The sequence below is a fragment of the Streptomyces genisteinicus genome, assembly GCF_014489615.1.
Taxonomy (GTDB): domain Bacteria; phylum Actinomycetota; class Actinomycetes; order Streptomycetales; family Streptomycetaceae; genus Streptomyces; species Streptomyces genisteinicus.
In genome coordinates this window covers 6,998,021-7,023,689 of record NZ_CP060825.1, presented here as the reverse complement: position 1 = coordinate 7,023,689, position 25,669 = coordinate 6,998,021, and the positions used below count along the sequence as shown (strand labels likewise).

Below are 25,669 nucleotides of genomic sequence, written 5' to 3'. Positions count from 1 at the left end.
CGGAGCATGCGCGCTACACGGCGGACGCCATCCGCAGGGCGGCCGCCAGCCCGGCCGAGGGCACGCCGGCGGCGCCCTCGGCGAACGCCGCGTCGTAGGCGTCGTCGCCCGCCTCCGTGCGCGCCCGGCGCTCGCACTCCTCGCGCAGCGGCGCGAGTTCGGGCGTGCCGCGCTGCGGGTGTCCGGCGGCCAGCCAGTACGTCTCGCTCGTCCCGGAGACCAGCGCGGCGTGCCGGCCCTCGCCCATCGCGGCCAGCGCTGCCGCCAGCACGTCGAGCCCGAGGGCGACTCCGAAGCCGTCCCCGAGGCCGCGCTTTCCGATGAGCATGGACCGTGCGTGGCGGGCGGCGGCGCCGGGGTCCCCGGTCAGCAGCGTGATCAGCGCCAGCTGGTAGTTGAGGTAGGCGCGGGTCCAGGACTCGCCCAGCGCAGCGCAGCGTTCCCGCAGTCCCGTCGCCTCCTCGCGCGCCTCGTCCAGCCTGCCCGACGCCGTCAGCGCGAAGACCCGCACCAGCAGGCAGCGGACCAGGGCGCCCGTGTCCGCCCCCGCGTCCCCGCCCGGCGCCGCGTCCCCGGCGGTCCCGGCGGCCGCGTCCCCGGCGGTCCCGGCCGCCTCGACGGCCGCGTCCACCTCGCGGCGGGCGGTTTCGGGCTCGCCGGTCAGCAGGGCCAGGAGGCCGGCGAGGTACGCGGCGTCCAGCCGGTCCTCCCGGTCGCCCGCCAGGCGCGCCGCGCGGGTGCACTCCTCGCTGCGCAGGCGCGCGGGGCCGTACTCGCCCTGGAGGGTCAGCGCGACGCCGAGCGCCCACAGCGCCCGGGCCCGGTGGGGTCCCGGACCGGGGCTGCGGGCGAGGGCCGTCTCCACGAAGTGGCGGGTTTCGGGCAGATGGCCGCAGCACGCCCAGAAGAACCCCACCGTGCCGGCGAGTTCCAGCGCCCGCTCGGGGTCGGTGGCCAGCAGATGGTCCAGCGCGGTGCACAGATCCGTGTGCGCGGCGGCGATCCGCGCGTACCACTCCGCCTGCGAGGGGCCGAGCCACTGGGCGTGGGCGCGGCGGGCCAGGCGGAGGCAGCGGGCCGCGTGGCGGTCGGCGACGGCGTGCCGCTCGCCGAGTTCGTCCAGCCACATGGCGCCGTACTCGCGGACGGTGTCGAGCATCCGCAGCCGGACTCCCTCCCCGCGGAGGACCGACTTGGCGACCAGGCCGGCGAGCACCGCCGGGACGGCGGCGGTGTCCAGCGGGCCGCCGGAGCACACCTCGGCCGCCGCTCCCGCGTCGAACGGCCCCCGGAAGACGGACAGCCGTGCCCACAGCAGCCGTTCGGCCGGCTCGCACAGTTCGTGGCTCCAGCCGACGGCCGTCCGCAGGGTGCGGTGCCGCAGGGGCCGGGCGGGGTCGTCGCTCTCCAGGACCTCGAAGCGCGCGGCGAGTCGGTCGCGTACGCCGTCCACCCCGAAGCGGGGCACCTGGGCGGCGGCGAGTTCGATGGCGAGCGGGATGCCCTCCAGGCGCCGGCAGACGGCGCCGACCGCGGCGGCCGCGGTGTCCGGCAGCGCCGTGCCGAGCGCGGTCCCGGTCCGCCGGCGGAAGAGCTCGGCGGCGTCCGGTCCGCCGGGCGGGAGGGGAGCGAGGTCCAGCACGTGCTCGCCCGGCAGGCCGAGGGGCTGGCGGCTGGTGACGAGGACGGTCAGTCCGGGGCACGCGGTGAGCAGATCGGCGACCAGGGCGGCGCACGGAGCGACGAGGTGCTCGCAGGAGTCGAGCACCAGCAGCGTCTCCTGCCGGGCCAGCCAGGCGCAGAGGGTGTCGGCGGGCATCCGCGGCGTGTGGTGCGAGAGGTCCACCGCGTCGGAGACGGTGGCGACCAGCAGCCTGTCCCCCTGGAGATGCCCGAGGTCGGCCCAGCGAACGCCGTCGCGGTGGGCCTTCTCGTCGACGAGGGCGCCCGCGCGCCGGGCCAGTCGCGTCTTGCCGACGCCGCCGGGCCCGGCGACGGTCACCAGCCGGTGCTCCGCCAGCGCGCGGAGCAGTTCCTCGCACTCGGCCGCGCGGCCCACGAATGCGTTCGTCTCGGGGGGTAACTGCCTGTGAACCACCTGTGCAGTGTGCCGCATCGGCGCACGGGTGCGGCGCCCGCCCCGGGGACGGCGCGGGCGGGACGGGCGGCGCGCGACGGACGCGCACCGCGGGAAGGCCCGCGGGAAGGCCCGCGGGGAGGCCGCGCGGCGCGGCCGGCGGGGGCGCGGGAACCGCCGGTGAATCGTTCCTGCCGGGAGTGATCCGCGCGGACTTGCACCAACCGCCCCGGGCGGCGCGCAGTTTCGTGCACAATGCGGGGCATGCCGGAATACCTCGAACTCGACCTCGGCGGAGCCGCGTTACGCGTGGAGCTCGCCGCCGTGGGTGAGCCAGCGACGATCCCCTCCCCCGCCGCCCCCGCGGACGACGCGGCAGCGGCCGACCTCCCGGAGGGATTCGGCGACGTCACCCCCGTTGCCAGGGGACGGCGTCCCGCGGAGGTGGCGCACGACGTCCTCAGGTCCGCGCTCAGCCCGCTCGGTCCGCTCCTCGAAGAGGTCCACGCGGCCGTCACCGCCACACCGCATCCGCCCCAGGAGCTGACGGTCGAGTTCGGTGTCCAGATCGGCAAGGACCTCAAGCTCGGGATCGTCGGGGTGAACGGCCAGGCGACCATGACGGTCAGCGCCACCTGGCAGAACCAGGCCCCCGGCGGGGCGTAGGGATGGGCTGGTTCGTACGCCGTTCCGGGCCCGGTTCCCACACCGCGCTGCTCTACGCGGGCGAGGCCGCGGCCGCGGGCGCCGCGGTGCTCCTGACCCCGTCCCGCGTCCTCACCTGCGCGCACGTGGTCAACGACGTCCTCGGCCGCGACACGATGAGCGACCAGGAGCCCGGGGACGGCCGTTTCACCGTCTCCTTCCGGGGCGTGGACGCCGCCGCCACGGGCACCGCACGGGTGTCCCTGTGGCTGCCGCCCAAGAAACGGCCGGGCAGCCCCGTCTGGGACGGCGACCTCGCGGTGCTGGAGCTGGACGAGCAGGCACCCGAGTGGACCCGGCCCGTCGTCTGGCGGGACATGACGGAGGGGATGGAGCTGCGCGCGTGGCACGGCGGAGGTGCGGCCATCACCTACGCGGACACCACGGCGGGGCCCGAGGACGGGGGCTGCCGCTACCTGGACGGCGCCCTGTCGGGCGCCGCGATCGGTCCCGGGTACAGCGGCGGCCCGCTGCGGCTCGTGTCCGACTCCACCGTCACGGGGCTCGTCGTCGCCCAGGTGATGAGCGGCGCCCCGGCGCTCACGGCCCAGCACACCGTGCGCCGCGGCTGGGCCGTGCCCTGGCGGACCGTACGGGAGGAGCTGGCCCGCGCGGGGCGGGCGGACGTCGTGGACGAGTGCCGGGTGGTGCGGACCGACCGCGCCGCGGGCCCCTCCGAGGCGTCCCTGCACGCGCTGGTGCCCGTGCTGGGCACCCTGCTGGACGACCCGGCCCGGCGGACCGACCACTGCCGTTCCCTCTCGCTCGCCCTGAAGTGCGAGGCCCCGGCCGACGGGACCCCCGCGCCCGCCCTCGACGACCTCGCGGCGGTCCTGCTGACGGAGGACCGCGCGCTGGCCACCCTCTCCGAGTCGCTGGCCCCCGCCGTCGAGCACGACCCGCCGCTGCGGCGGGCGCTGAGCGATCTGCTGGCGCTCGGCCGCGTCGAGGAGCGCGTACGGCTGCTCTCGTTCGGCGAGCACCGCGCACTGTGCCAGGCCCTGCGCGGGAGCGTGGTCGCCGACCCCGGTCTCATCGCGCGGGCCGCGCGCGAGGCGCTGCGGTTCATGACCCTCCCGACGGCCCTCGCGCACACCTCCCGGCTCACCGGAGAGGACGTGGACGCGGTCGTCCTGGCCCTCGAGGACTACCCCGACGGAGGGCTCGCCCCGGCCGGGTCCATTCCCGTCCCGGCCCTGCTGCGACTCGCCGAGTTCACCGCCGCGGCCACGGGTGACGCCGCGCGGCGCGCGGGCCTGCGGGCGTGGTGCGACCGGGTCGCGCGGCGGCTGGGGATCAGCCCTCCGGCCCTGGCCGAACGGCGTGCGGACGCCGATGCCTGGGCCGCGCACCGGCCGTCGCCCGTCACCCGGATCGTGACCCGGCTGACGGCGGGCGACGGCGAGCAGGGCGGGCGCTTCCGCTGCGAGATCTGGCTCTGCCGCAAGGACGGCACGCGCGTCGGCGTCCCGGCGCCGAAGGACTTCCTTCCTCCCGGGGAGATCGGCCGGCTGATACGCCGCACCGCGGACGGCTGCCGGGTGGCGGGCGAACCGGAGCCGTCCCAGGTGGACGTCGTCGTCGGCCCGGCCCACCTGGAGACCCCGGTGGACGGCTGGGAGACGGGCAACGAACTGGCGGACGTCCTCCCCGACCTCGTCGGGCTCCAGGACGTGCTGCCCGACGTCAGCGGACTCAGCCTGGCCCTGGGCAGCCGCTACCAGGTGGCGCTGCGCTGCCCCGAGTTCATCGTCAGGGCCGACGGGGAGGTACGGCGCCGCTGGGCCGCGGACGCCCCGCACACCCTGGTGGTCGGCGATCCGACCGTCGACATCCAGCACCTCTACGAGCTGCTGAAGAACCCCCACCAGGACACGGCACGCGTGGTGCTGCACGGTCCGCCGCAGCAGCGCAGCCGGCTGCTGCCCGTCTGCCTGGCCATGGGGGTCCCCGTCGTCCTGTGGGACCGGGCGGCCGAGTCCCACGACGACGCCGTGCGCCTCGACCACCTCGATCCCACCGGTCCGCTGGACAAACTCCCGCAGCGGCTCCAGGAGTTCCGGTCCTCCGTCTACGGCGCCGGCGCGGACGTCTCACCGGCCCGGCCGGCCCTCGTGTGGCACGACGGCGAACTACTGCCGCTGCCCGCCCCGCTGCACCTCGCGGACCCCGCATGACGGGGCCGCCCGGCCCGCGCCCCGGTCCCCGGCACACCCCCGACAAGGAAGCAGACACCCGATGACGGCCCCAGCACCCCGACGGAACGACGACGCGGCCGACGCCGGGCAACCCGCCGGGCGGGACGGCGACTGGCGGCTGTTCCGAGGCGACGGGGAGACCCGCAGCGTCACCTTCCCCGAAGCGCCGCCGTGGCGGCGGTTCGGGGACAAGGAGGCACGCTCGCGGCGCACCCGCCCGTACCTGATCGGCCCTCAGGAGGCCGACGTCGTGAACGCCGCGCTGCTCCTGCGCCGGCCGCTGCTGGTCACCGGACACCCCGGGACGGGGAAGTCCTCCCTGGCGCACGCCCTGGCCCACGAGCTGTCCCTCGGCCGTGTCCTGCACTGGCCGGTCAACAGCCGCACCACCCTGCAGGACGCGCTCTACCGCTACGACGCGATCGGCCGCCTCCGCGAGACCAACCGGCGCCGCGACGCGCACGGGCCCGAGGACGCCCCGCAGGAGGAGCCAGGCATCGGCTCCTATGTGCGCCTCGGCCCTCTCGGCACCGCGCTCGTGCCGTCGGCCTCGCCGCGGGTCCTCCTCGTCGACGAGCTCGACAAGGGCGACGTGGACCTGCCGAACGACCTGCTCAACGTCTTCGAGGAGGGCGAGTTCGAGATCCCGGAACTGGCGCGGCTGACCGAGGAGCACGCCTCGGTGAGCGTCATGACCTCCGACCCCGACACCCGGACCGACGTCGTCCGCGGGCAGGTCCGGTGCACCGAGTTCCCCGTCGTCGTCATCACCAGCAACGGCGAACGGGACTTCCCGCCCGCCTTCCTGCGCCGCTGCGTGCGGCTGGACCTTCCGGAGCCGGACGAGACCAGGCTGCGGGCCATCGTCCGTGCCCACCTCGACCCGGACGGCGCGGAGGGCGGCGGCACGGACGGGTTCGACGACCTGATGCGCGCCTTCCTCGCCCGCAGGGCCCGGGGCGAGCTGGCGACCGACCAGCTCCTCAACGCCGTCTTCCTGCGCCGCGGCGGCGTCGAGCTGGACGCGGACGGCCTGCTGGACGCCGTACTGCACCGGCTCGGCCGGACGCTGTGACCGCGCACGGCGACCTCGGCAGGGTCCGCAGGGCCCTTTCCGGGGACGGCGTGCTCCTGCACACCGAGGAGCTCCTCGACGCCCTGTGGCTGGCCGAGCGGCTGCCCCCGGCGGCGGCCACGGCCCTCGCCCGCATCGCCGCCGCCGAACCGCCGCCCGCCCCGGACCCCGGCCCGGTCGGCGGCGCCGTGCCGCCCCCGGCCGGCGCCCCCGCCGCGTCCGCCGCCGGCGAGGACGACACGGCGGCGGCACGGAGCGGTCCGGACGACGGCGTCCGGTCCGGGAAGGAGACGGGCCTGCACGCGGCGCCCGCGCCATCGCACACCGCCGCACCCGCCGACCGTGCCGCCATGGCCGTACGCGCCCCCGGCGCCAAGGCGCTCGGCGGCACCGAACTCCGTCTGGGGCGCGCCCTGCGCCCCCTGAAGCAGCTGCGGCCCGACGCTCTGCGCACCGAACTCGACATCGACGCGACGGTCACGGCCATGGCGGAGACCGGCCTCCCCGAGGCGGTCCTGCGCCCGGCGACGACACGCTGGCTCGACCTGGCCGTCCTCGTCGACGACGGCGTCTCGATGCTCCTGTGGCAGCGTCTCGCCGGGGAGCTCCGGGGGCTGCTGCAGCGCAGCGGCGCCTTCCGGCACGTACGGGTCCACGGTCTGGACACCCGCGGCCACGCCGGACCGCGGCTGCGCAGCCGCCCCTACGGTGCCTCGGCGGCCACGCTCGCGCTGTCCACCGTCCTCGACCCCACCGGCAACACCCTGCTGCTCGTCGTGAGCGACGGGGTCGGCGCCGCCTGGCGGAACGGCTCGATGCACGAGGAGCTGAGGCGCGCGGCGGCGACCGGACCGACGGCGGTGGTGCACGCGCTGCCCCGGCGCCTGTGGGCGGGAACGGGCCTCGACGCCCGGCCCTGGCGGGTGACGACGCGGCGCAGGGGCGCGGCCAACCGGTCGTGGCACGTCGAGGATCCGCAGCTGCCCGCCGAACTCGCCCCGTTCGACGGGGTGCCCGTCCCGGTGCTCGCCACCGACGGGGACGTCGTCGGCGCCTGGGCGCAGCTGATCGGCTCCCCCGGCGGCACCGCCGTGCTCCCCCTGCTCACCGTGGAGCGGCCGGCCGCCCCGCCCCCCGCCTCCGTGGACCGCGCGGCCACCACCGGCGCGGCAGGGGCCGTGCTCCGCTTCCAGGATTCCGCCTCCCCGGACGCCTACCGGCTCGCCGCGCATCTGGCGGCCGTGGCACCGCTGCCGGTGCCGGTGATGCGGCTGGTCCAGCACGCCGTGACACCGGCCGTCGACACGTCCCACCTCGCCGAGGTCTTCCTCGGCGGTCTCATGCGCGGCGCCGACGAGACGGAGCGGCCCCCGCACCAGCGGACCTTCGACTTCCCGGAGGAGACCCGGCGGATCCTGCTCGGCACCGTGACCCCCGCCGAACTGGTGCGCACCGCACGGGCAGTGACGGACCGTCTGAGCGAACTCGGCGGATCACCGGCGGGCTTCCCGGCCTGGCTCCCGCACTCGGGGGGCGCGGACCGCCTGTCGCCGGGTCCGCGGCGTCCGTTCGGCTGGGTGGACGAGACCCTGATGCGCCGCCTGGGCGTCTCGCCGCCGGACGACACCGGACCCGAGCCGCCGGTGCCGCCGCCGGACGAGGATCTGCGGAAACTCCCGCCGGGTCTCCCTCTGGTCCTCGACAGCGAGCGGTGGAGGCTGCTGGCGGTCTCCGACCGGCGGTTCGAGGGCCGGTGGGCCCTGCCCTACGACGTCTTCGCCGAGTACGCCTGGGGCGACAGCGGCGTCTTCCTCGCCCATGACGGCGAGCAGAACCTGCTCGTCGTCCGCCGGTTCCACGACGAGCCCGACGCGCACGAGCTGATGGCACGGGAAGTGCAGGCCCTCCAGCGCATGGACGGCACCTGCGCGCCGCGGCTGATGGCCTGGGACCCGGACCATGAGCGGCCGTGGCACGCGGTCCGGTGCGCCCTGGACGGGCCGGCGGAACCCGCGCCCAATCTGCGGGACTTCACCAGGAGCCACGGGCTGCTGCACCACGCCGGCCTGCTGGCCGTCGCCCGCCAGCTCGCGGCCGGCCTGGCCCGAGCCCACGACCGGGGCCTGGTCCACGGCTCGCTGACGGCGGGCAGGGTGCTGATCGCCGGCCGGGAGGTGCAGATCACGGGGTGGACGACCGCTTCGGTGGACGGCGTGCCGAGCCGGCGGTGGTCCTTCCACGGCCAGCGCAGCCGCTACCGCGCCCCGGAACTCGGCCACGCCACCGCGGCCCCGACCCGGGAGGCCGACGTCTACGCCCTGGGCTGCGTCCTGGTGGAGGCCGCGGTCGGCCCGGAGCACGACGGAGACCTGCACGGCGCACTGGAGTCGGCGAAAGCGTGGCTGGAGCCCGCGTTCCTGGCCGCGCTCCGCGCCTGCCTGCTCGCCGAACCCGACCGCCGGCCCACCGCACGGCAGCTGCGCCGGGCCCTGGACTCCCTGGCGAGCCGGGAGGCCCACCCGTTCTCGGTCGTCCTCGGCTTCGACTCCGAACTGGCCCCCGTGCGGCTCGACCTGCACAGCGAGACGGTCGGGGGCGACGGCCCCCACCTGCTGTGCCGGGGCGGGCCGGCCCAGGTGCGCAGGGCCTTCCTGCTGCGGATGCTGGAACAGTTGTCGCAGCAGGAGGGGGACGGGGTGGAGTTCATCCTCGCCGACTACGACCGCCGCAGCGGCTTCGACCGGTTCACGCGGCGCACCCCCGGCTCGTTCTTCCTCGGTCTGCGCGGCGGCGGTCCCGACGTCCTGTCGCTGTGCGAACGGCTGCACCAGGAGAGAAGGCGCCGCGAGTACGTCTGGGACATGGAGAGCTGGACGGCGCGCGACCGCAGGGCCGGCGGGCCCGAGCGCCTGCCGCGCCTGGTCGTCGCGGTGGACGACTTCCCCCGCGTCCACCGGCTGGCGCCCGAACTGTTCTCCGCGCTGCGCCAGGTGGCCGCGGCCGGCCCCCGGCTCGACATCCACCTGATCATGTCGGCGGATCTCATCGACCTGGTGGCCACCGACGAGGTCTTCCTGGGACGGTCGGCCAGGATCGACCTGAAAAGCCACACGGACGCCTCGGGCGCATCGGTGGCGGACGGAGCCGTGCTCCAGGTCGATCCGAACGGGATGCCGATCAGATTCACCACCGGGCACGAGTAACCGGCTGCCGCCTCGCCGGAAGCGCCGCGGGCCCGCACGTGCGTCCGCGCGTCTGTGCATGCGTGCGTGCGTGCGTGCGTCGGTGCATGCGTACGTCGGTACATGCGTACGTCCGTGCCGGTTCCGGGTGGGACGCGGGCCGTGGCCTGTGCGGCGGGAGGCCCTGCACACATCTTCTACAGTGCTGTAGATTTACGCTCGGCCCACGCACCGCCGGACCCGTGCGCCCCTGCCCGCCGTCGCTGGCCACCCTGACCTGTCGCCCAGTGCCCCGGAGAGAAGGCGTACACCATGTTCGGCATCAGCGAACTCGCCATCATCCTCATCGTCCTCGTCCTGGTCCTCGGCGCCAAGAGGCTGCCCGAACTCGCCCGCTCCCTGGGCAAGTCCGCCCGCATCCTCAAGAGCGAGGCCAGAGCGATGAAGTCCGACCGGACGCCGTCCGCCACGACGACCCCGCCGGTCCTCCACGAGCCGTCGTCCGGCCACACCGTCCGCCCCGCCCCCGGCGACGCGCTCGGCCGCCCCGCCGTCCGGCCGGAGACGGACACGGACGCACCACGGATCTGACCGGGCGCCGCAACCCGTCCGGCCCGCAGCACGTCCCTCTTCGTACAGACCGCCGGACCGCCGTCGTCCGCACCACCGAACCGGAAAGCAGCGTCACCTCATGGGCATCATCAGCTGGATCGTCCTCGGACTCCTGGCCGGAGCCATCGCCAAGTTCCTGCTGCCCGGGCGGGACCCCGGCGGCCTCGTCGGCACCACGCTCATCGGCATAGCCGGCGCCTTCACCGGCGGCTGGCTCTCCGCCGAGTTCTTCGACCGGCCCGTGCAGAACCAGTTCTTCGACCTCGCCACCTGGGGTGCGGCCATCGGCGGCTCCCTGGTCCTGCTGATCGCCTACCGCATCCTCTTCGGCAACTCCCGCGACTGACGGCAGCGACCGACGGCAGCGGCAGCCGGGCGGCGGCTGACGGCCGGGCGAACGCCCGGCGGGCTCCTCCGGGCCCGGCCCGGAGGAGCCCGCCGGGTCAGTGCCCGCTGCTCTCGTAGTGGCGGGACTGCCGCTCCCAGAAGCGGAACGCGGCGTACATCAGCAGCACTCCGATGCCCGGAGCCCCCCAGGCGAGCCACTGGGGCACGGCGAGCTCCTCCTCGCGGTCCATCAGCACGGTCGCCGGCAGATACGCGACGAAGGCCAGCGGGAAGACGAAGGTCAGCCCGAAGCCGGCCACCGGACCGAAGATCTTCAGGGGGTAGTTGCCGAAGTCGCTGAAGATCATGTCGATGGCGAACTTCAGGGGCGACACCCGCTTCATCCTGAACACCAGTGCGGAGGCGGCCAGTTGCAGGGAACCCTCGACCAGCGCACCGCCCACCACGGCCAGCACCAGGAAGCAGACGGCTCCCGGCGACCAGTCGACCGGCGCCTGGGCCGAGGCGATGGAGAGCAGGACGACACCGCCCGCGAGGTCGCCCAGCGAGCTCAGCCGCACCCGGCGGGTGAGGAGCTGGACCAGCGGCGGGACGGGGCGCACCAGGTAGCGGTCGTACTCGCCCTCCACGACGACCTCGTCGACGTGGATCAGCTGGTGGCCGGGGAGCAGCCACAGGCCGTGGGCGGTGAGCCGCAGCCCGTAGAGGAAGGCGATCTCCCCGAGACCCCAGCCGCCGACCTGGCCGAACCGGTCCAGGACCGCCCAGATGAAGGCCAGTCCGACGCCCTGGTAGAACAGGCCGCCGATGATGTTGACGAACAGGTTCCCCCGGTACTGGAACTCGGCGCGGAACGCCGCACCGGCCAGCAGCAGATAGACACGCGGACCCCGCACCGGCCTCACCCTCCCTGCGACAGGACACGTCGCCGGGCGCGCGACCAGACGAAGGCGGCCAGCGCGCCCAGCGCGGCGGCCCACAGCAGCTGGACCCCGAGGGCGGCCGCGATGCCCGCGCCCTCGACCTGGCCCAGGTAGACGGCCGCCGGGGTGTACGCGGTGGCCTGGAACGGCAGCCACTCCGCGACCGCTCTCACCGGGCCGGGCATGAACCAGAGCGGGACCAGGGCGCCGGAGAAGAACTGCGCGACGAAGCGGTAGGCCATGAGGGCGCCGCTGACCTCCAGGGTCCAGAACGAGACCATGCCGAGGAGCAGCCCGAGCAGCTGGTTCACGAGCAGCGCGCCGATCAGGGCCACGGGGTAGGCGAAGCCCGCGGCCACCGAGGCGGGAGCCCGGCCGGCGCCGATCAGCAGCGCGAACGGCAGCGCCACCACCAGGACCGGGACCGCGGCCGAGGCCCAGCCGAGCTGGCCGGCGAGCATCTGCCCGGGGAAGCCGACGGGACGCAGCAGATCCACGGCGACCTTGCCCTCCCGCACCCGCTGGTCGATGGGCGAGGAGCGCCACGGGCTGACGAGCTGGTACTGGAGCGTCGTCAGCGTCGCGTACGCCGTCATGGTGGCGAGACCGAGCCCGTCCACCTCCTCGCGGCCGTCGTAGAAGGCTTTCCAGACCACGGTCAGCAGCCAGATCTGGAGGAGCATCATCACGAACGACGACAGGTAGGACGTGCGGTAGGTGAGGGCGCTGCGGAACTCCATGCGGGCGCAGGCGAGATGCGCCCGCAGCCGCGGTCCGGTCCGCGGCGGGGGCGGGTGCGGGAGCGGGGGCGGCACGGTGGCGAGGGCCGTCGGGGCGGTCATCCGCGGTCCGCGTAGATCCGGTGGATGACGCTCTCCAGCTCGGGTTCCACGATCGACAGATCGGTCACCCGGTGCTCCCTGAGCACCGCGGCCACCAGATCGGCGGGCGGTGTGCGGGCGGGGTCGAAGCGCAGCCAGACCTTGCCGCCCTCCCGGCGGACGACCTCCGCGCCGTCGACGCTCTCCAGCCGGTCGGTCTGCACGACGAGTTCGCGGTGCGGGGCGTAGCGGGTCTTCAGCTCGTCCACCGCGCCGTCGTAGGCGACCTTGCCGTGGTCGATGAGGATGATCCGGTCGCAGAGCTCCTCGACGTCGTCGAGGTCGTGGGTGGTCAGGACGACCGTGGTGCCCGATGCGCGGTTCAGTTCCCCGACGAAGGTGCGTATCCGCTCCTTGGCGATGACGTCGAGCCCGACGGTCGGCTCGTCGAGGTAGAGGATGTCGGGGTCGTAGAGCATCGCGGCGGCGAGGTCGCCGCGCATCCGCTGGCCGAGGGAGAGCTGGCGGACCGGCGTGTCGAGGAAGGGACCGAGGCCGAGGACCTCGCTGAACTGCCGCTGCTTCTCGCGGAACCGCTTCTCGGGCACGTCGTAGAGGCGGCTGATCAGCCAGAGCGAGTCGCGCAGCGGCAGGTCCCACCAGAGCTGGCTGCGCTGGCCGAAGACCACGCCTATCCGGCGGGCGTTGCGGGACCGGTCGCGCCACGGCGTGGCGCCGGCGACGGTGACCGTGCCGGAGGTGGGGACGAGGATGCCGGTGAGCATCTTGATGGTGGTGGACTTCCCCGCCCCGTTGGGGCCGAGATAGCCGACCATCTCGCCCTGACCGACCTCGAAGCTCACCCCGTCGACGGCCCGCTTGACGGTCTGCTCGCGCGTCAGCAGCGTGCGGAGTCCCGCGAACGCGCCCTCCTGCCGTGTGGGTCGGCTGAACTCCTTGACGAGGTCTGCCACCTCGATGACGGGCATGTGTGCCTCTCGGACCGGGCCGGCCCCGGTCGGGCGCGGTCGAGCAGCGAGTGTGCACACGGCACGTTGGTCCAGTCCAATCAATTACCGTGCGGTGCAGGGCCGTTCACCGGGGTCGCGACGGCCTGGGCGGGGGTGGCGGCGACCACCGCGGGCGTGGCGGCAGCGGCCGCTCCGGGCGTGGCATCGGGAAGACCGGGGTCCCGCGCGGCGCATGGGCGGGCGGGACGCCGGGAGTTCGGGCGGGGCGGCACGGCGCCGCGGCAGCGAGCGGGTTCCCGCCGGCTGCCGCGGAACAGCCCGTAGGTGGTCGGCCCATGACCGTCGACCGCGCCCGTCTCGTCCGCCGTCCGATCACCCCGGCGGACGCCCCCGCCCTCGCCGAACTGCTCAACGCGATCGAGGTGGTGGACGTCTTCGGCGAGTACTACTCCACCGAGGATGCCGCCGACCAGATCAACGCCCCGCTGCTGGACCTGGCGGATTCTTGGGGTCCTCGCAACACCTGACGGTCTACGTGGGCGTCAGTAGATCACGCAGGCGCTCGGCTGGGGTTCTCCAGCCGAGCGTTTTGCGTGGCCGGCCGTTGAGTCGCTGGGCGACGTGTTCGAGGTCTTCGGCGCTGTGCACGGACAGGTCGGTTCCTTTGGGGAAGTACTGCCGCAACAGGCCGTTCGTGTTCTCGTTCGAGCCGCGTTGCCAGGGTGAGTGCGGGTCGCAGAAGTAGACCGGCACTCCCGTGGCAATGGTGAACTGCTTGTGGGCGGCCATCTCGCAGCCCTGATCCCAGGTCAGCGAGCCGCGCAGGTGCCCGGGCAGGGTCTGGATCAAGGGCACCAGCACATCGCGGACCTCCTCGGCGGTATGCCCGCCGGGCAGATGCCCGAGCAGGACATAACGGGTGGAGCGCTCGACCAGGGTCATGATCGCGCTGTCGCTGCGGGAGCCGACGATCAGATCGCCTTCCCAGTGGCCGGGAACCGCCCGGTCCTCCACCCCGGCAGGCCGCTCGGAGATCATCACCATCTCGTCAACGAACCGGCGGGTGCGCTGCTCCGGGCTGCGGTGAGGCTTGCGCCGGGTGCGACCGGTGCGCAGCGCGAGTGCGACCTCGCGTCGCAGTCCGCCACGGGCCTGGACATAGATCGCCTGGTAGATCGTCTCCGGACTCACCCGCATGCTCTCGTCGTCGGGGAACTCGATGAGCAGAGCGTGGCAGATCTGCTCGGGTGACCACTGTTCCTGCAGCTTGTCCGCGACGAACCGGCGGAGCGGGCCGTCCTGGGCGAGCTTGGAGTCCTTGGCGCGTGACCGGCTCCTCGCCCATGCTCGCTGGGCCCGGTGCGGCCGGTAGACGCCGTCGACCGACCGGGCGTCGATCTCGCGCTTGACCGTGGAGGCCGGTCGGCCCAGTGCCCGTCCGATCGCGCGCAGCGACCGGCCCTCACGGCGCAGATCGGCGATCACCTCCCGCTCGGTGACCGTGAGGAACCGTGGGTGCAGCTCGGCCTCGACCCTTGCGAGGGACAACTCCGAAGAGGTGGCGCCGATGGTGGTCACACCGGTCTTGTAGTCGATGCGGCGCCCGTCGGGGTGCAGGCGCGAGTGGCCGATCTGCCGGATACCGCGGTCCCAGTCCTCAGCGGTGCGCTCATGGACACCAGCCCGCCCGGCGGCCTCACGGCGCCGGACTCCCGCCGCACGCAGCCGCTCGTACTCCGCCCGACCGGGGTGGCCGGGCCTGCGAGGCTTGCCACGACCACGGACTCCGGCCTGGCGTGCCCATCCGAACGCCGTATTGCGGTTCACTCCCACTGCACGAGCCGCAGCAGTGATGCTGCCGTTCTCCTTGCCCAGCGCCTCGAAGAACCTCGCCCTCAGCACCTCGAAATCCACGATCCCCGCAACTCCCTGAACTCCAGGGTGTTGCGGGGATCAATAGAACCCGCCCCTCCGCCGGGGCACCATGGGCGTCTTCGACGGCGACGCCATGATCGGCTACTCGTCCGCCGCGCACAAGCCGCTCGCCGAGGGCGTGCACCGGGTCGTCGTCAGCGGCGGCGTCCGTCCGGACCGCCGCCGCCAGGGCCTCGGCACCGAGCTGCTGGCCGCCGGGATCGCCGCCGCGAGGGTGCTGCACGCGGACCACCACCCCGGGCTGGAACTGGCGGTGGACGTCCAGAACAACGCGCTCAACGACGGCGCGCGCGCCTGCTACGACCGCGCCGGAATGACGCCCGTCCGCTGGTACTCGCACCTGCGCCATCCCCTCGGCGACGCCGTCGTGGACGTGCCGATGCCCGGGGGCTGCGTCGTCGAGGGCTACGGCGCTGACAACGACGCCGAGTTCCTCGCCGTGCGCAACGAGTCGTACGCCGACCGGTGGGCCGGGGTTCCGATGCCGTCGGAGCAGTGGCGTGCGCTGCTCGGCTGGCCCGCCTTCCGTCCCGCCCACAGCTTCCTGGCCCGCGACACGGGCAGCGGAGCGGCCGCCGGCGTGCTGCTGACCTTCTCCTGGGACGCGGACGCCCGGGCAGCGGGCGTCCGCGACGCGCAGGTCATGACGATCGGCACCCTCCGCGCCCACCGCGGGCGCGGCATCGCGAGCGCGCTGATCAGCCGCGCGCTGCGTTCCGTGCGGGACGACGGTTACGACGGTGCCGGCGTGGAGGTGGACGCCGGGAGCCCGTCCGCCGTGCACGGCCTGTACGAGCGGGCCGGATTCGCCCTCTCCCGCACCGAGGTCCGTTACACCCTGGAGGACCGCCCGGCGGACCGCCGGCCCGGGTGACGGCCCGGTCCGCCCGGCCTGCGGCAGGCCGGACCGGACGGCGCGGTCGCCGCACGCCGCGCGCCGCACGCCGGTGAAGGCTGCGGTCCGGGCTCCGCCGCGGCGGCGGAGCCCGGATCGGTGCGGGTTCAGGAGGTCAGATGCTCCAGGGTGCGCTCCAGCCGGGAGTGGAGGGTGCCGTCCGGGTCGTCGCCCGAGGCGGAGATCTCGGCCATCAGGGACCGGACGCGTCCGGCGGCCTCCGTGGCGAGGTCCAGTTCGCTCTCGGTCCAGGCGGCGCGCACGGCGCAGCGGACCCGCTCCTCCAGGGCGGCCGCGCCGAGGGCGGCGAAGGCGGCGTCCGCGCGGTCGAGGAGGGCGAGGGCGTCGCGGCGGACACCGGCGGCCGGCTCCCCGCCGGCCGCCTGCCCGCCCGCCCCGCCGTCGGACGGCACCCCATCGTCGGACGGCACCTCGCCGTCCTCCGCGTCGCCGTCGTCCGCTTCCACGCCGTCCAGCAGCAGCTCCGCCGTCTGCGTCCAGGTGCGGGCGCGCTCCAGGAGAAGGGCCGGTGCGTCGCCGTCCGCCACGGCCGCGAAGGCCTCGTCCATGAGGTCGCGGGCCGCTCCCCACTCACCGCGGCGCACCTGGAGCCAGGCCAGGGAACGGAGCGCGCGGGCCACGGGGACGGCTTCGCCGACGGCACGCCACAGGTCGATGGCGCGCCGGTAGGCGGCACCGGCCTCGTCGTCCATGCCGGCGGCGGCCAGACTCTCGGCCGCGAGGGTGGCGGCCTGGGCGTGGGGGCGGTCGTCGTCCCATCCCTTCGCCACGTCGGCGGCGAGCAGGTACTGCTCGGCCGCGCCCCGGTGGTCGCCGAGGTCGCGCAGGCAGCGCGCGAGGGTGTCCCGCGCACGGACGGCGGTGTCCTCGCCGTGGCCGGTCAGGGCCGGCAGCGCCGACTCGAGCACTTCGGCGGCCTCGGCGGCGCGGCCCGCTCCGGCGTAGGCCTGGGCGAGGGTGAGCCGGGCGTACGCGCCCGGTCCGTCCGCCTGCCCCGCCTCGTCGAACCAGTGCGCGGCCTCCAGGGCGTGTTCCGCGCCCTCGGCCTCCCTGCCGTCCTGCGCGAGGACGGCTTCGGCGAGGGTGAGCCGGATCCGGCCGAGGCGCTCCCCCTCGATCAGGCCCTCGCCCGCGCCGAGCGCCGCGCGGGCGAACTCCTCCGCCTCGTCGGGCCGTCCGAGAGCCATCCGCAGCTGCGCGCGGCGGGCGAGCGGTTCGGCAGCGTCCCAGGGCCGTCCCGCCTCGGTGGTGCGGTGGGCGGCGGAGGCGTAGAGGGCGTCCGCGGCGTCCGGGAAACCGGACTGCCACGCCTGGTCCGCCCGGATCTGCTCGGCCTCGGCGACCAGGTCGGCGACGTCGGCGGCGGACGCGTACCGCTCGGCGAACGCGGTGAGGGCCTCGTCGAACCGGGCGTGGGCCTGCTCGTGCCCCTCGTCGTCCCCGTCGGGGGCGAGGACGACGGCGAGCTTGGCCCGGGTCAGCGCGGCCGTGGCGATCCGCCGGGTGCGGTGCGGGAGGCCGTCGCCGAGTGCGCCGGCCGCCGCGTCGGCGGCGTCGAGGAGGCGGAAGACCTCGTCGGGGGCGGCTCCCGCGTCGAGGGCCGCGTACACGATCCGGAGGTCGTTGAGTGCGGCCCGGTTCTCGTCCCCCACGGCCCGGTAGCCGGCCGCGACCTCCTCGAACCGTGCGCGGGCGTCGCCGGCGCCCGCGCGGGCCGCGGTCAGCGCGCGGTGCTCGGCCAGCTCGACGGCGAGGACGCGGTCCGGCTCCTCCCCGGTGCGCTCCAGCACGGCGCCCGCGCGCTCCCACAGGGCGGTGGCGCCGGGGTGCCCCGTGGCGCGGAGCTCGCGGGCGCGGGCGACGAGCGCGGCGACGTCGTCGGCCGCCCCCGTGCCCGTCGCGTCCGCCGCTGTCCCGGCGGCGGGCGCGGGACGTGCGGCGGCCAGCGGGTGGGCGGTGCCGACGCCGAGCGGCAGCCGGTCGGTCAGCGGCGCGGCCTCCAGGCGGTGCCGGAGCCAGGACGAGACCGTGTCGGTGCCGTTGCGCCGGTCGAAGGCGGCGGCGAGGGACGCGGTCACCGCGTCCAGCGCGTCGTGGAGTTCACCGACGGTGTGCGGACGCCCCGCGTACGGGACGGCCGGCGCCTCCGCGAGGCCGAGCGCGAGGAGCCTGCGCAGCAGCACGAGGGTGCCGCCGCACAGTTCGAGCCGGGTCCACGGGTTGCCCTCGTTGTCGAGGTGGGCCGCGTGCTCGGCGAGGATCTCCAGCCCGCGCGCCTCGTTGCCGGTGAGGGCGCAGAACTCGATGTGCTTGCCGATGGAGGCGAGCAGGCTCTCGTTGCCCTTGGCCATCCGGTAGCCGCGCAGGTGGTGGGCGCGGGCGTCGTCGGCGCGGCCGGTGCGCACGAGGGGCAGCAGGGAGTGGGCGAGGACGCGGTGCGGCTCCTCCATGCAGCTGCTCGTGCCGTCGAGGACGGGGGCCCAGGTGGCCAGGGCGCTCTCGTCGTCGCCCAGGTCCATGCGGTACATGCCCTGGTCGTTGAGCTCGCAGGCGTGGCAGTTGGCCATGGTGTCCCGCTCGGCCGCGATCCAGGCGGCGAAGGCGGTGGCCGCGCGGGGGCCGTCGCCGACGTGGTCGGCCAGTTCGAACTCGGCCTGGCGCACGGCGCGTTCGCTGTGACCGGCGGTGCGGTACCGGCGCTCCATCTCGGCGAGCCACTTCTCCATCGTGGCCAGCGGCATCTCCGGCAGCGTGAGCATGCCGGAGCTGACCCACTTGAACAGCCAGTGGAAGGTGTGGGTGTCGTGGGCGTCGAACGCCGAGGGGTCGTCGTCCCACTCGCGCATCAGCCGGGCGAACGGGACCATCATCTTTCCGCGTTCGGTGCTGTACTCGTACGCCTGGATCAGGCCGAAGAGGGCTGCGCGCAGCAGGTCCCGGTCCCCGGTCGCCTCGGCGGCCGCGACCAGTTCCTCGCCGCGGGCGTTGCGCAGCAGGCCGCCGGGGGCGGACCTGTTCTCCCACAGGGCGCGCCGGATCTCGTCGGGGGTGGGTGCGGTGGTCACTTGTCGTCCTCCTCGGTGGCGGCCCGGGCGGGGGCGGTGGCGTGGGTGGCCCATTCCAGGAGCCCGAGGAAGGCCCGGTTGAGCAGGGATGCGTCCGAGGGGCGCAGCGGGCGCTGGGACATCAGCAGCGCCTGGCCGTACAGGGACTCGACGGCGGTGCCGGCGAGTCCGGGATCGGCGACGGCCGCGATCCGGCGGACGAGCGGGTTGTTGTGGTTGAGCACCAGCCGGGCGCGGGGCGCGGTGCCGCGCAGGGCGCCGAGGATGTCGGTCCAGAGGCTGTCGGCGCTCTCCTCGGCGGTCGCGCGGTCGCGTTCGTGCCGGGCTTCGCGGTCGTCGAGGAAGAGCGCGGGCACGGTGACGGGCTGGAAGGCGCGCAGGGCGACGTCGCAGCCGAGGGCGTCGAGCCGGGCGCGGGCCGTCGCGAGGAAGTGGGCGAGTGCCAGTTCCTGGGCGGGGTCGACCGGGTCGAGGTGGGCGGTGACGGCGCCCGCGTCGAGTTCGCCGACCGTGACGCCGTCGCGGATCTGCGGCAGCAGGGCGATCAGGTCGGCGTCGTAGGTGTATCCGCCGTTCACGACGCCGAGACCGTGGGCGGCGGCGATCGGGGAGACCTGCCGGAACTCCTCGACGGTGCGGGTGAAGTGGACGTGCGGGTGGGCCCGGACAAAGTCGGCGAGGGTGGTGCGGCCGTCGCTGGTCTCGAACGGCAGCCAGGGCAGCATCAGGGCCAGCAGGTCCGGGTCGTGCCGGGCCATGGACTTGACGCCGAGGTGGTGGACGCCGAGGAAGGCGGCGAGCCGGTCCGGGTCGCCGGCCGCGAGCTCGGCGAGCCAGTCCCGGATGCGGGCGCCGAGCGCCTCGCGCACGGCGGCGAGGGTCTCGTCGTCGTAGAGGTTCTCGCGGGAGGCGGTGGGGCGCAGGGTGTCGGTGTCGAGGACGACGCGGACGAAGAAGGCCCAGTCGGGCAGCAGGTTGTCCGCGCGGTCCGTGAGCAGCATGCCCTTGAGGTAGACGCGGTGGGCGGCGCGGCTCGCGGGGCTGGTGGCCTCGGGCAGGACGTACGCGACTCCGCGGACGCCGGCGACGGGCAGGTCGAGGTCGATGGAGTCGAGCGGCGTGAAGCCGAACTGGCGGGCGCAGTGCCCGGCGAGGGCGACCCGGCGGGCGGAGGGCGTCGGGTGTGCGCGGTCCCAGACCGCCGGCCGCTCGGTCAGCGGCCGGCCGGTGACACCGGGGCTGCTGAAGGTGACGTCGTAGGGCAGCAGGGAGCCGTAGTCGGTGGCGAGCTGGGCCACCCGGCCCGGGGCGGTCCACTCCTCGGCGCCGGGGCGCGGCTCCAGGCGGACGGTGGTGCCCGGTTCGGGGCGCGCCTCGTCGGGCAGGGTGCGCACCGTGTAGGAGCCGTCGTCGTTCGCCAGCCACTCGACGGGCGGCTCGTCCGGCCGGCGGGCGGAGCGGGTCACGACGCGGATCTGGCGTGCGACGACGAAGCAGGCGAGCAGGCCGATGCCGAACTGTCCGAGGAATTCGGCCCGGGCGCTCTCCAGCGAGTCGCGCTTGGAGCTGCGGCCGATGGTGGCGAGCAGGGTGTGCACCTCGTCGGCCGTCAGGCCGATGCCGCTGTCCTCGACGACGACCGCGTCGCCGGTGGCGCTCAGCCGGATCGTCGCGGGTGCGGCGGCGTCGTGGGCGCGGCGGGCGGTGACGGCGTCGACGGCGTTCTGCAGGAGCTCGCGGACGTAGACGCGGGGGCTGGAGTAGAGGTGGTGGGAGAGCAGGTCGACGAGACCGCGCAGGTCCACCTGGAAGGAGTTCACCGCCGGGTCGCCGGCGGTGTCGGGCGTGTGCAAGGTCATGGGCATGAGGGGGCTGCCGCACGGCCGGCACCGGCCGCGGGAGCGGGTCGGGCGATCGCGGGGTCCCCCCCTCACGATGCGCGATTGGCCCGGCCCTGGCCTCGGCCGGAGCACACGAAGGCGCAGGTCGAGCAGGACTCGGTAGGTGGTGACCATGGTAGGGAGCCCCACTGACATTGCCCAGGCCTTTCCCGCGCCGGAACGCCGGAAGCCGCCCGCCGGCGCGGCACGCGGAAGGCGTGGCGGCGCAGCGGGCGGCGAGAGCGGGGCCCGGTCGGGCCAGGGTGTCAGGCCGGGTTGCGGATGCTCTCGAAGATCCGGGCGAAGCCCTCCTTCCCGTGACCGGCGTCGATCTGACGCCCGATGAGCCTCTGGACCATGGCGACCGCGTCGTCGGCCACGCCCTGCTCCGCACCGGCGGCGAGGATGTCGCCGAGGTCCGAGAACTCCAGGCTCTGCTGTCCCGGCACGGTGTAGTCGCCGCCGTCGACGACCTCGGCGAACCCCGCGAACCCCGCGGTCATCGCGGTCAGCCAGGGCGCCGCGCGCCGGGCGAACTCGGCCGCCGTCACACCGGCCGGGGCGACCATCGCGGCCCCGTGCAGGAAGCCGGCGAACATCACGTACATGCCGGCGAGCAGGGCGAGGTCGTACAGCGACGCCAGCCCCGCGTCCTCCCCGAACCAGGAGGCGTCGCCCCACCGTTCCAGCAGGGCCCGGTGCTCCTCGAAGACCGCGGGCGATCCGCTGTAGAGCACCGACGCCCCCGGGTGGCCGATCATCGCCGGGACCGCCATGACGCCGCCGTCCAGGTAGGCGACGCCGTGGGCGGCGGCCCAGGCGGCCAGCTCCCGGGACTGGGCCGGGGAGGTCGTGGTCACGTTGACGACCGGCCTGCCGGCCAGGTCACCGGCGAGGGGATCGAGCACCTCGTGGACCGATGCGTGGTCCAGGAGGCAGACGACGACCGGGCCGCCGGACCGGACCGCCTCCTCCGCGGTGGCGGCACCGTGCGCCCCGCGCGCGACGAGGCCGTCGGCCTTCCCCGGTGAGCGGTTCCAGACGGTGGTCGCGTACCCGGCGTCGACCAGGGCGCCGGCGAGCGCGCCGCCCATCGCGCCCAGCCCGAGAACCGTCACCGGACCCTCTCCGGCCGCCTTTCCGGCACGTGTTCCCGTGCTCGTTCCCGTGGTTGTTCCCGTGGTTGTTCCGGCGCCTTTTCCGGTACTCATGTGCTGATGTCTCCCGAATCTCCGTGGATTTCTCGCTTCGCCGAAATCCTCCCGCGCGCCAGGGGAGTTGAGGAGTACGCACTGCATAGTGGGATACTCACCTTCCGGTAAGCGACCCTGGGGGAACGATGGCGAGCACGGGGCGGCGCGGTCCCTATCACTGCGGAATCGACGCCGCCATGGACGTGGTCTCCGGGAAATGGAAGTCGCTGATTCTCTGGGAACTCCATGCGTACGGCACGCGCCGGTTCGCGGAATTGCGGCGCGGACTGCCGGGAGTCAGCGAGAAGATGCTCACCCAGCATCTGCGGGAGATGGAGGAGGACGGCCTGCTGCACCGCGAGGTGTTCGGCGAGGTGCCGCCGCGGGTGGAGTACTCGCTGACCGAGCACGGGGCGGGTCTCAACACCGCGCTGGAGTCGCTGGCCGAGTGGGGAGCGGCCCGCATCGAACGCATCGGGGCGGTGACGGTCCACGCACGGGCGGAGAGCGCGTCGGGGCCGGAGCCCGAGCCGGGTGGGCCGGACGCGCCGGCTCGCGGCACCCCCTCGCCCGCGGAGGCGGGTCCGCCGGTGCGGACGCGGCCGGCGTCGCGGACCGGCGGGGGACGCTGAGCGCGTCTCACCGGACGGCCGTGGCCGGCCTCCGCCGTACCGACGCGTCGGGCGCGCCCCGAGCCCGTCGGCGCGCGCACCGGCCGGCGGCACCGGGCCGGGGCGGCGGGCACCCCGCGCGCCCGGGTCGGTACCGGACCCGAATCGGGCTCACCTGAGGCACAGGGGGCACTCCCCGCGCGCCCGGGTCAGTGGTGGCGCCGTGACCTTCGGAAGGCCGCGACGGCGAGCAGGGGGAAGCACAGCACTCCGACGAGGCCGGGCAGCGGGGCGACGGCGGAGCCGCCCGCTCCCACGAGGCCGGACAGCAGGTGTGCGGCCGCCAGCGCGCCGAGGGCCGCGTAGATCCAGCCCGTCCACGCGGGGTCGTCCGCGGTGCCGCTCCCGCGGCGGGTGGTGGTGACGTGGTGTCGATCCATGGGAGGTCTTCTGCCCCCTCCGCCGCGTTTCAGCACGGAAGCCCCATGGGTTCCGGCGCGCGCACCCGCCTGCGCGCCCCGCGCACGCGCCTTGCGCCGGACGCACCCGGCGCGCAGACGTACGGCGCGCAGGGCACGCACGCCACACATGGCTCACACGCCACTCACGCCACACATGGGCCCCTCGCGGACGCGACGTGCGCACCGGCAGCCGGGACGTCTCCGCCGGGCGCGGGCGTCACTCCACCCGGGTGGGCACGATGTCGCCCGTGGTCCGGGGTGTGCCGTCGTCGAGCCGGGAGTGGACGAGCAGACGCAGGGGTTCCACGGCGTCGCCCGGAAGACCGGTCGGGGCCGTCACCGTCCAGCGGGTGCGGAGCACCGCACCCGCCCGGACGTGCCGGGTGCCGGCCGTCCGGCGCTCGGCGACGCTCCATCCGCGGGGCGCCAGGAGTTCCGGGCGCACGGTGACGGCCGCGGTCGTGGTCACCGTCGTGGTCACCTCCACCGGCTGCCCGGGGGCGACGGCGACCGTGCCGTCCTCCCCCGTCAGCACGGCGACGCCGAGCCGCGGGTCCTCGGCCCGCCACGCCTGCCACGCGCTGACCCCGACGCCGCCTCCTCCGTCGCGCACCGGGGTCAGGCGCAGGCCGTCGGTCGTCACCGGCGCGTCCAGCAGGATCCGGTTGAGGACGCCGCGCCGGGGGACCGCCGGAGTACGGCGCTGCCCGGGCAGTTCGAGCCAGCGGCCGTCGCCGGTGCGGTAGTCGAGCGTGTACGCGTCGGGGGTGCGGACGCCGCCGCCGTCGTCGTAGAAGGAGATCCGGATGTCCGACACAGGTACCGCCGCCCCCAGATCGACGGCGAGCCGGTCGGTGGGGTTCGGGCTCCCGTAGTTCGTCCAGCGCGAGGACGGCGTGTCGATGTGGAGGTCCTGTCCGTCGACGGCCCTGGCGGGACTGTCGAGGGCGAAGGTGTAGGTGGCGGTCGCGGCCGGGTAGCCACTGCGCGCGACGTTCGCGAGGTCGTCGACGAGGCGCGGCGCCTCGGGGCCGCGCCCGGCGCTTCCCACCGGAAGCCGGACCGGCCGCAGGTCGGACTGCCGGTGGATCCGCCGGCCGTCGAGCCAGAAGGTCAGTCCCTGGCCGCGGCCGTAGGCGCTGCCGTCCCGGTCCCACAGGACGGTGAGGTTGCGGCCCTGGTAGGGCAGGTTCTCGACCGCGAAGCGGTCCCAGGAGGCGGGTGCGAGCGGGGCGATCTCCACCTCGGGGCCGGGCTGCGGGCGGATGCCGAACAGCCCTGAGAGGACCAGGTCGTTGAAGGTCGAGTGGTTGTAGTCCTCGCTGTGGCCGCGTCCGTCGTAGATCCAGCGGTCCTCGTCGGGGTGGTGGGCCTCGGCGACGTACGGCACGCCGTTCTTCCGGTGGGTCAGGGCGTAGGAGCGGAGTGCGGCGCGGTAGTCGTCGGGACCGATCCAGGGCTGGGCCGGGTAGTCGATGAGCAGGTTGGCCAGGGCGGTGAGGGTGTGACTGGTGGAGAAGGGCCAGCTCGGGCCGTTCCACCGGCAGCAGCCGTCGAGCGCCTCGTGCATGAACCAGGGGCTGCGGCGCTCGACCGTGGTGGGGCCGTAGGGCGCGTGGAAGCCCTGCGGGTCGGTCAGCTGTGCCCAGGCGTCGGAGTTCCCGGCGGGTGCCATGTGGAAGTACCAGGGCACGAAGCCGATCTGCTCGCGGTCGGCGATGGGCCGGCGGTCGGGGTTGCCGTCCCGCATGACGTGCTTGTAGAAGCGGTCCCGCTCGTCCCACAGCAGGCGTTCCTGGCCGGCGCGCAGGGCTTCCGCCCGGCTCTCGTAGCGGCGGGCGGCGTCGCGGTCCCCCGGCCCCTGAGCGGCGGCGCAGCAGCGCGGCGATCGCCTTGGCGTCGCCGTACTGGTACGCGTTGAGCGTCGGCCGGAATCCGTCGCCGCCGTGGTAGGGGTCGTCGCTCTGGTAGGAGCTCGCCGTGTACTCCATGGCGTCCCAGACCGGGGTCTGCCAGTAGAGGCCGAGTTCCTCGTCGAACTGGGGCGCCCAGCCCTCCCACTGACGCTGGAGTTCGGGCAGCCGGTCGACGGCGAAGTCCCAGCGGCCGTCCACGGACGCCCGGGCGACGACGGCGTCGGCGATCCAGAACGAGTACTGGTGGGCCCAGTCGGTGGTGTTCTCGTTGAGGAAGTCAGTGGCGGGCTTGGGCCCGGCGCCGCTGCCGCGCAGCCAGTAGTCGATGTAGTCGTCGAGGTACCGGCCGTCCCTCAGCCAGCGTGCCTCGCGGATGTGGTGGGCGGCCGCGGCGACGATCCCGCCGTTCGGGGCGGAGTAGCCGACCGGGCCGAGGAACTCGGAGACGATCCATCCCTCGTCGGGTCCGGTGTATTTCAGCGCGTGCTTCACCACGCGCCACCGGTAGTAGTAGGTGGCGCGGATCGCCTCGTCCGGCAGGTCGACGAAGGGGATGTTCGCCTCGTACCAGGCGGGCTCGACGACGTCACCGAGCAGCGCCCGGTGGTCGAGGACGGAGGTGCCGTCGCCCGTCGGCGGATAGAGGGGGAGGCCGGCCGGGCGCCCGGCGCCGTCCGGGAAGCCGCCCCGGCTCGCCGCGGCGGCCGCCGGGCCGGTGGCGAGCGCCGCGGCGCCGGCCGCCGCGCCGGTCCGGAGGAACTGTCGTCGGTCGAGGGACAT

The 25,669-nt window shown here is 74.8% G+C and carries 18 protein-coding genes and 3 pseudogenes; 9 read left to right on the top strand and 12 right to left on the bottom strand.

Annotated features, from left to right (window positions below; translation table 11 throughout):
- Positions 1-13 precede the first annotated feature (13 nt).
- Entirely contained in the window at positions 14-2,098 is a 2,085-nt protein-coding gene (locus IAG43_RS30060) for an ATP-binding protein (RefSeq protein WP_246574620.1), read from the bottom strand.
- Positions 2,099-2,341: 243 nt separating this feature from the next.
- Between IAG43_RS30060 and IAG43_RS30055 the strand changes: the two genes are divergently transcribed.
- The 6 genes from IAG43_RS30055 (at position 2,342) to IAG43_RS30030 (ending at position 10,195) form a co-directional block, all read left to right on the top strand.
- The gene (locus tag IAG43_RS30055; RefSeq protein WP_187743805.1) at positions 2,342-2,743 is read left to right on the top strand and encodes a CU044_2847 family protein; all 402 of its coding nucleotides are present in this window, start codon (positions 2,342-2,344) and stop codon (positions 2,741-2,743) included.
- A gap of 2 nt (positions 2,744-2,745) precedes the next feature.
- Positions 2,746-4,959, top strand: coding sequence for a VMAP-C domain-containing protein (locus tag IAG43_RS30050; protein ID WP_187743804.1), 2,214 nt, complete (start codon positions 2,746-2,748; stop codon positions 4,957-4,959).
- Positions 4,960-5,020: 61 nt separating this feature from the next.
- The gene (locus IAG43_RS30045) at positions 5,021-6,055 is read left to right on the top strand and encodes an AAA family ATPase (protein ID WP_187743803.1); all 1,035 of its coding nucleotides are present in this window, start codon (positions 5,021-5,023) and stop codon (positions 6,053-6,055) included.
- Entirely contained in the window at positions 6,052-9,258 is a 3,207-nt protein-coding gene (locus IAG43_RS30040) for an SAV_2336 N-terminal domain-related protein (protein WP_187743802.1), read from the top strand. Before IAG43_RS30045 ends, IAG43_RS30040 begins: the two co-directional genes overlap by 4 nt.
- 291 nt (positions 9,259-9,549) lie before the next feature.
- Positions 9,550-9,828 (top strand): twin-arginine translocase TatA/TatE family subunit, encoded by a 279-nt coding sequence (locus IAG43_RS30035; RefSeq protein ID WP_187743801.1) that lies wholly within the window; start codon positions 9,550-9,552, stop codon positions 9,826-9,828.
- Between the two features lie 100 nt (positions 9,829-9,928).
- A complete protein-coding gene (locus IAG43_RS30030; protein ID WP_187743800.1) occupies positions 9,929-10,195 on the top strand; it encodes a GlsB/YeaQ/YmgE family stress response membrane protein in 267 nt (88 codons plus the stop codon).
- Positions 10,196-10,292: 97 nt separating this feature from the next.
- On the opposite strand, the gene IAG43_RS30025 is transcribed toward IAG43_RS30030, so the two are convergent.
- Genes IAG43_RS30025 through IAG43_RS30015 form a run of 3 tightly spaced genes read right to left on the bottom strand, consistent with a single transcriptional unit; the run spans position 10,293 to position 12,930 of the window.
- Positions 10,293-11,093: an ABC transporter permease gene (locus IAG43_RS30025; RefSeq protein WP_187743799.1), complete on the bottom strand. Its 801-nt coding sequence runs from the start codon at positions 11,091-11,093 to the stop codon at positions 10,293-10,295.
- Between the two features lie 5 nt (positions 11,094-11,098).
- On the bottom strand, positions 11,099-11,962 hold the full coding sequence (locus tag IAG43_RS30020; RefSeq protein WP_246574619.1) for an ABC transporter permease: 864 nt from the start codon (positions 11,960-11,962) through the stop codon (positions 11,099-11,101).
- Positions 11,959-12,930: an ABC transporter ATP-binding protein gene (locus IAG43_RS30015; protein ID WP_187743798.1), complete on the bottom strand. Its 972-nt coding sequence runs from the start codon at positions 12,928-12,930 to the stop codon at positions 11,959-11,961. The genes IAG43_RS30020 and IAG43_RS30015 overlap by 4 nt, the downstream gene beginning before the upstream one ends.
- Before the next feature lie 317 nt (positions 12,931-13,247).
- Here IAG43_RS30015 and IAG43_RS30010 point away from each other — a divergent pair, with 317 nt between their 5' ends.
- Positions 13,248-13,439, top strand: coding sequence for a GNAT family N-acetyltransferase (locus tag IAG43_RS30010; RefSeq protein WP_187743797.1), 192 nt, complete (start codon positions 13,248-13,250; stop codon positions 13,437-13,439).
- Between the two features lie 4 nt (positions 13,440-13,443).
- On the opposite strand, the gene IAG43_RS30005 is transcribed toward IAG43_RS30010, so the two are convergent.
- A complete protein-coding gene (locus tag IAG43_RS30005) occupies positions 13,444-14,637 on the bottom strand; it encodes an IS30 family transposase (RefSeq protein ID WP_223006038.1) in 1,194 nt (397 codons plus the stop codon).
- 259 nt (positions 14,638-14,896) lie between these two features.
- Here IAG43_RS30005 and IAG43_RS30000 point away from each other — a divergent pair, with 259 nt between their 5' ends.
- Positions 14,897-15,721, top strand: a complete 825-nt coding sequence (locus IAG43_RS30000; RefSeq protein ID WP_187743796.1) for a GNAT family N-acetyltransferase — start codon at positions 14,897-14,899, stop codon at positions 15,719-15,721.
- 128 nt (positions 15,722-15,849) lie between these two features.
- Here IAG43_RS30000 and IAG43_RS29995 read toward each other — a convergent pair whose 3' ends face one another.
- From IAG43_RS29995 to IAG43_RS29985, 3 genes are all read right to left on the bottom strand, one after another.
- Positions 15,850-18,828 carry a tetratricopeptide repeat protein gene (locus IAG43_RS29995; protein WP_187743795.1) on the bottom strand — a complete coding sequence of 993 codons (2,979 nt, stop codon included), beginning with the start codon at positions 18,826-18,828 and terminating at the stop codon, positions 15,850-15,852.
- The gene (locus IAG43_RS29990) at positions 18,825-20,687 is read right to left on the bottom strand and encodes an HSP90 family protein (RefSeq protein ID WP_187743794.1); all 1,863 of its coding nucleotides are present in this window, start codon (positions 20,685-20,687) and stop codon (positions 18,825-18,827) included. The genes IAG43_RS29995 and IAG43_RS29990 overlap by 4 nt, the downstream gene beginning before the upstream one ends.
- Before the next feature lie 287 nt (positions 20,688-20,974).
- Entirely contained in the window at positions 20,975-21,826 is an 852-nt protein-coding gene (locus tag IAG43_RS29985; protein WP_281403989.1) for an NAD(P)-dependent oxidoreductase, read from the bottom strand.
- A 221-nt stretch (positions 21,827-22,047) separates the two neighbouring features.
- On the opposite strand from IAG43_RS29985, the pseudogene IAG43_RS29980 reads away from it, so the two are divergent.
- A pseudogene (locus tag IAG43_RS29980) lies at positions 22,048-22,392 on the top strand (winged helix-turn-helix transcriptional regulator); the annotation flags it as partial.
- 329 nt (positions 22,393-22,721) lie between these two features.
- Here the strand turns inward: IAG43_RS29980 and IAG43_RS29975 are convergent.
- The 4 genes and pseudogenes from IAG43_RS29975 to IAG43_RS35245 form a co-directional block, all read right to left on the bottom strand.
- Positions 22,722-22,952 (bottom strand): hypothetical protein, encoded by a 231-nt coding sequence (locus IAG43_RS29975; protein ID WP_187743791.1) that lies wholly within the window; start codon positions 22,950-22,952, stop codon positions 22,722-22,724.
- A 238-nt stretch (positions 22,953-23,190) separates the two neighbouring features.
- Entirely contained in the window at positions 23,191-24,024 is an 834-nt protein-coding gene (locus IAG43_RS35255) for a discoidin domain-containing protein (RefSeq protein ID WP_425508660.1), read from the bottom strand.
- Positions 24,025-24,072: 48 nt separating this feature from the next.
- A pseudogene (locus IAG43_RS35250) lies at positions 24,073-24,831 on the bottom strand (MGH1-like glycoside hydrolase domain-containing protein); the annotation flags it as partial.
- A gap of 34 nt (positions 24,832-24,865) precedes the next feature.
- Positions 24,866-25,669 (bottom strand): annotated as a pseudogene (locus IAG43_RS35245) (MGH1-like glycoside hydrolase domain-containing protein); the annotation flags it as partial.

Coding starts and splice junctions, on each gene's coding strand:
- IAG43_RS30055 (WP_187743805.1), top strand. CDS start 2,342: ATGCCGGAATACCTCGAACTCGACCTCGGCGGAGCCGCGTTACGCGTG.
- IAG43_RS30050 (WP_187743804.1), top strand. CDS start 2,746: ATGGGCTGGTTCGTACGCCGTTCCGGGCCCGGTTCCCACACCGCGCTG.
- IAG43_RS30045 (WP_187743803.1), top strand. CDS start 5,021: ATGACGGCCCCAGCACCCCGACGGAACGACGACGCGGCCGACGCCGGG.
- IAG43_RS30035 (WP_187743801.1), top strand. CDS start 9,550: ATGTTCGGCATCAGCGAACTCGCCATCATCCTCATCGTCCTCGTCCTG.
- IAG43_RS30030 (WP_187743800.1), top strand. CDS start 9,929: ATGGGCATCATCAGCTGGATCGTCCTCGGACTCCTGGCCGGAGCCATC.
- IAG43_RS30020 (WP_246574619.1), bottom strand. CDS start 11,962: ATGACCGCCCCGACGGCCCTCGCCACCGTGCCGCCCCCGCTCCCGCAC.
- IAG43_RS30015 (WP_187743798.1), bottom strand. CDS start 12,930: ATGCCCGTCATCGAGGTGGCAGACCTCGTCAAGGAGTTCAGCCGACCC.
- IAG43_RS30010 (WP_187743797.1), top strand. CDS start 13,248: ATGACCGTCGACCGCGCCCGTCTCGTCCGCCGTCCGATCACCCCGGCG.
- IAG43_RS30000 (WP_187743796.1), top strand. CDS start 14,897: ATGGGCGTCTTCGACGGCGACGCCATGATCGGCTACTCGTCCGCCGCG.
- IAG43_RS29990 (WP_187743794.1), bottom strand. CDS start 20,687: ATGACCTTGCACACGCCCGACACCGCCGGCGACCCGGCGGTGAACTCC.
- IAG43_RS29975 (WP_187743791.1), bottom strand. CDS start 22,952: ATGGATCGACACCACGTCACCACCACCCGCCGCGGGAGCGGCACCGCG.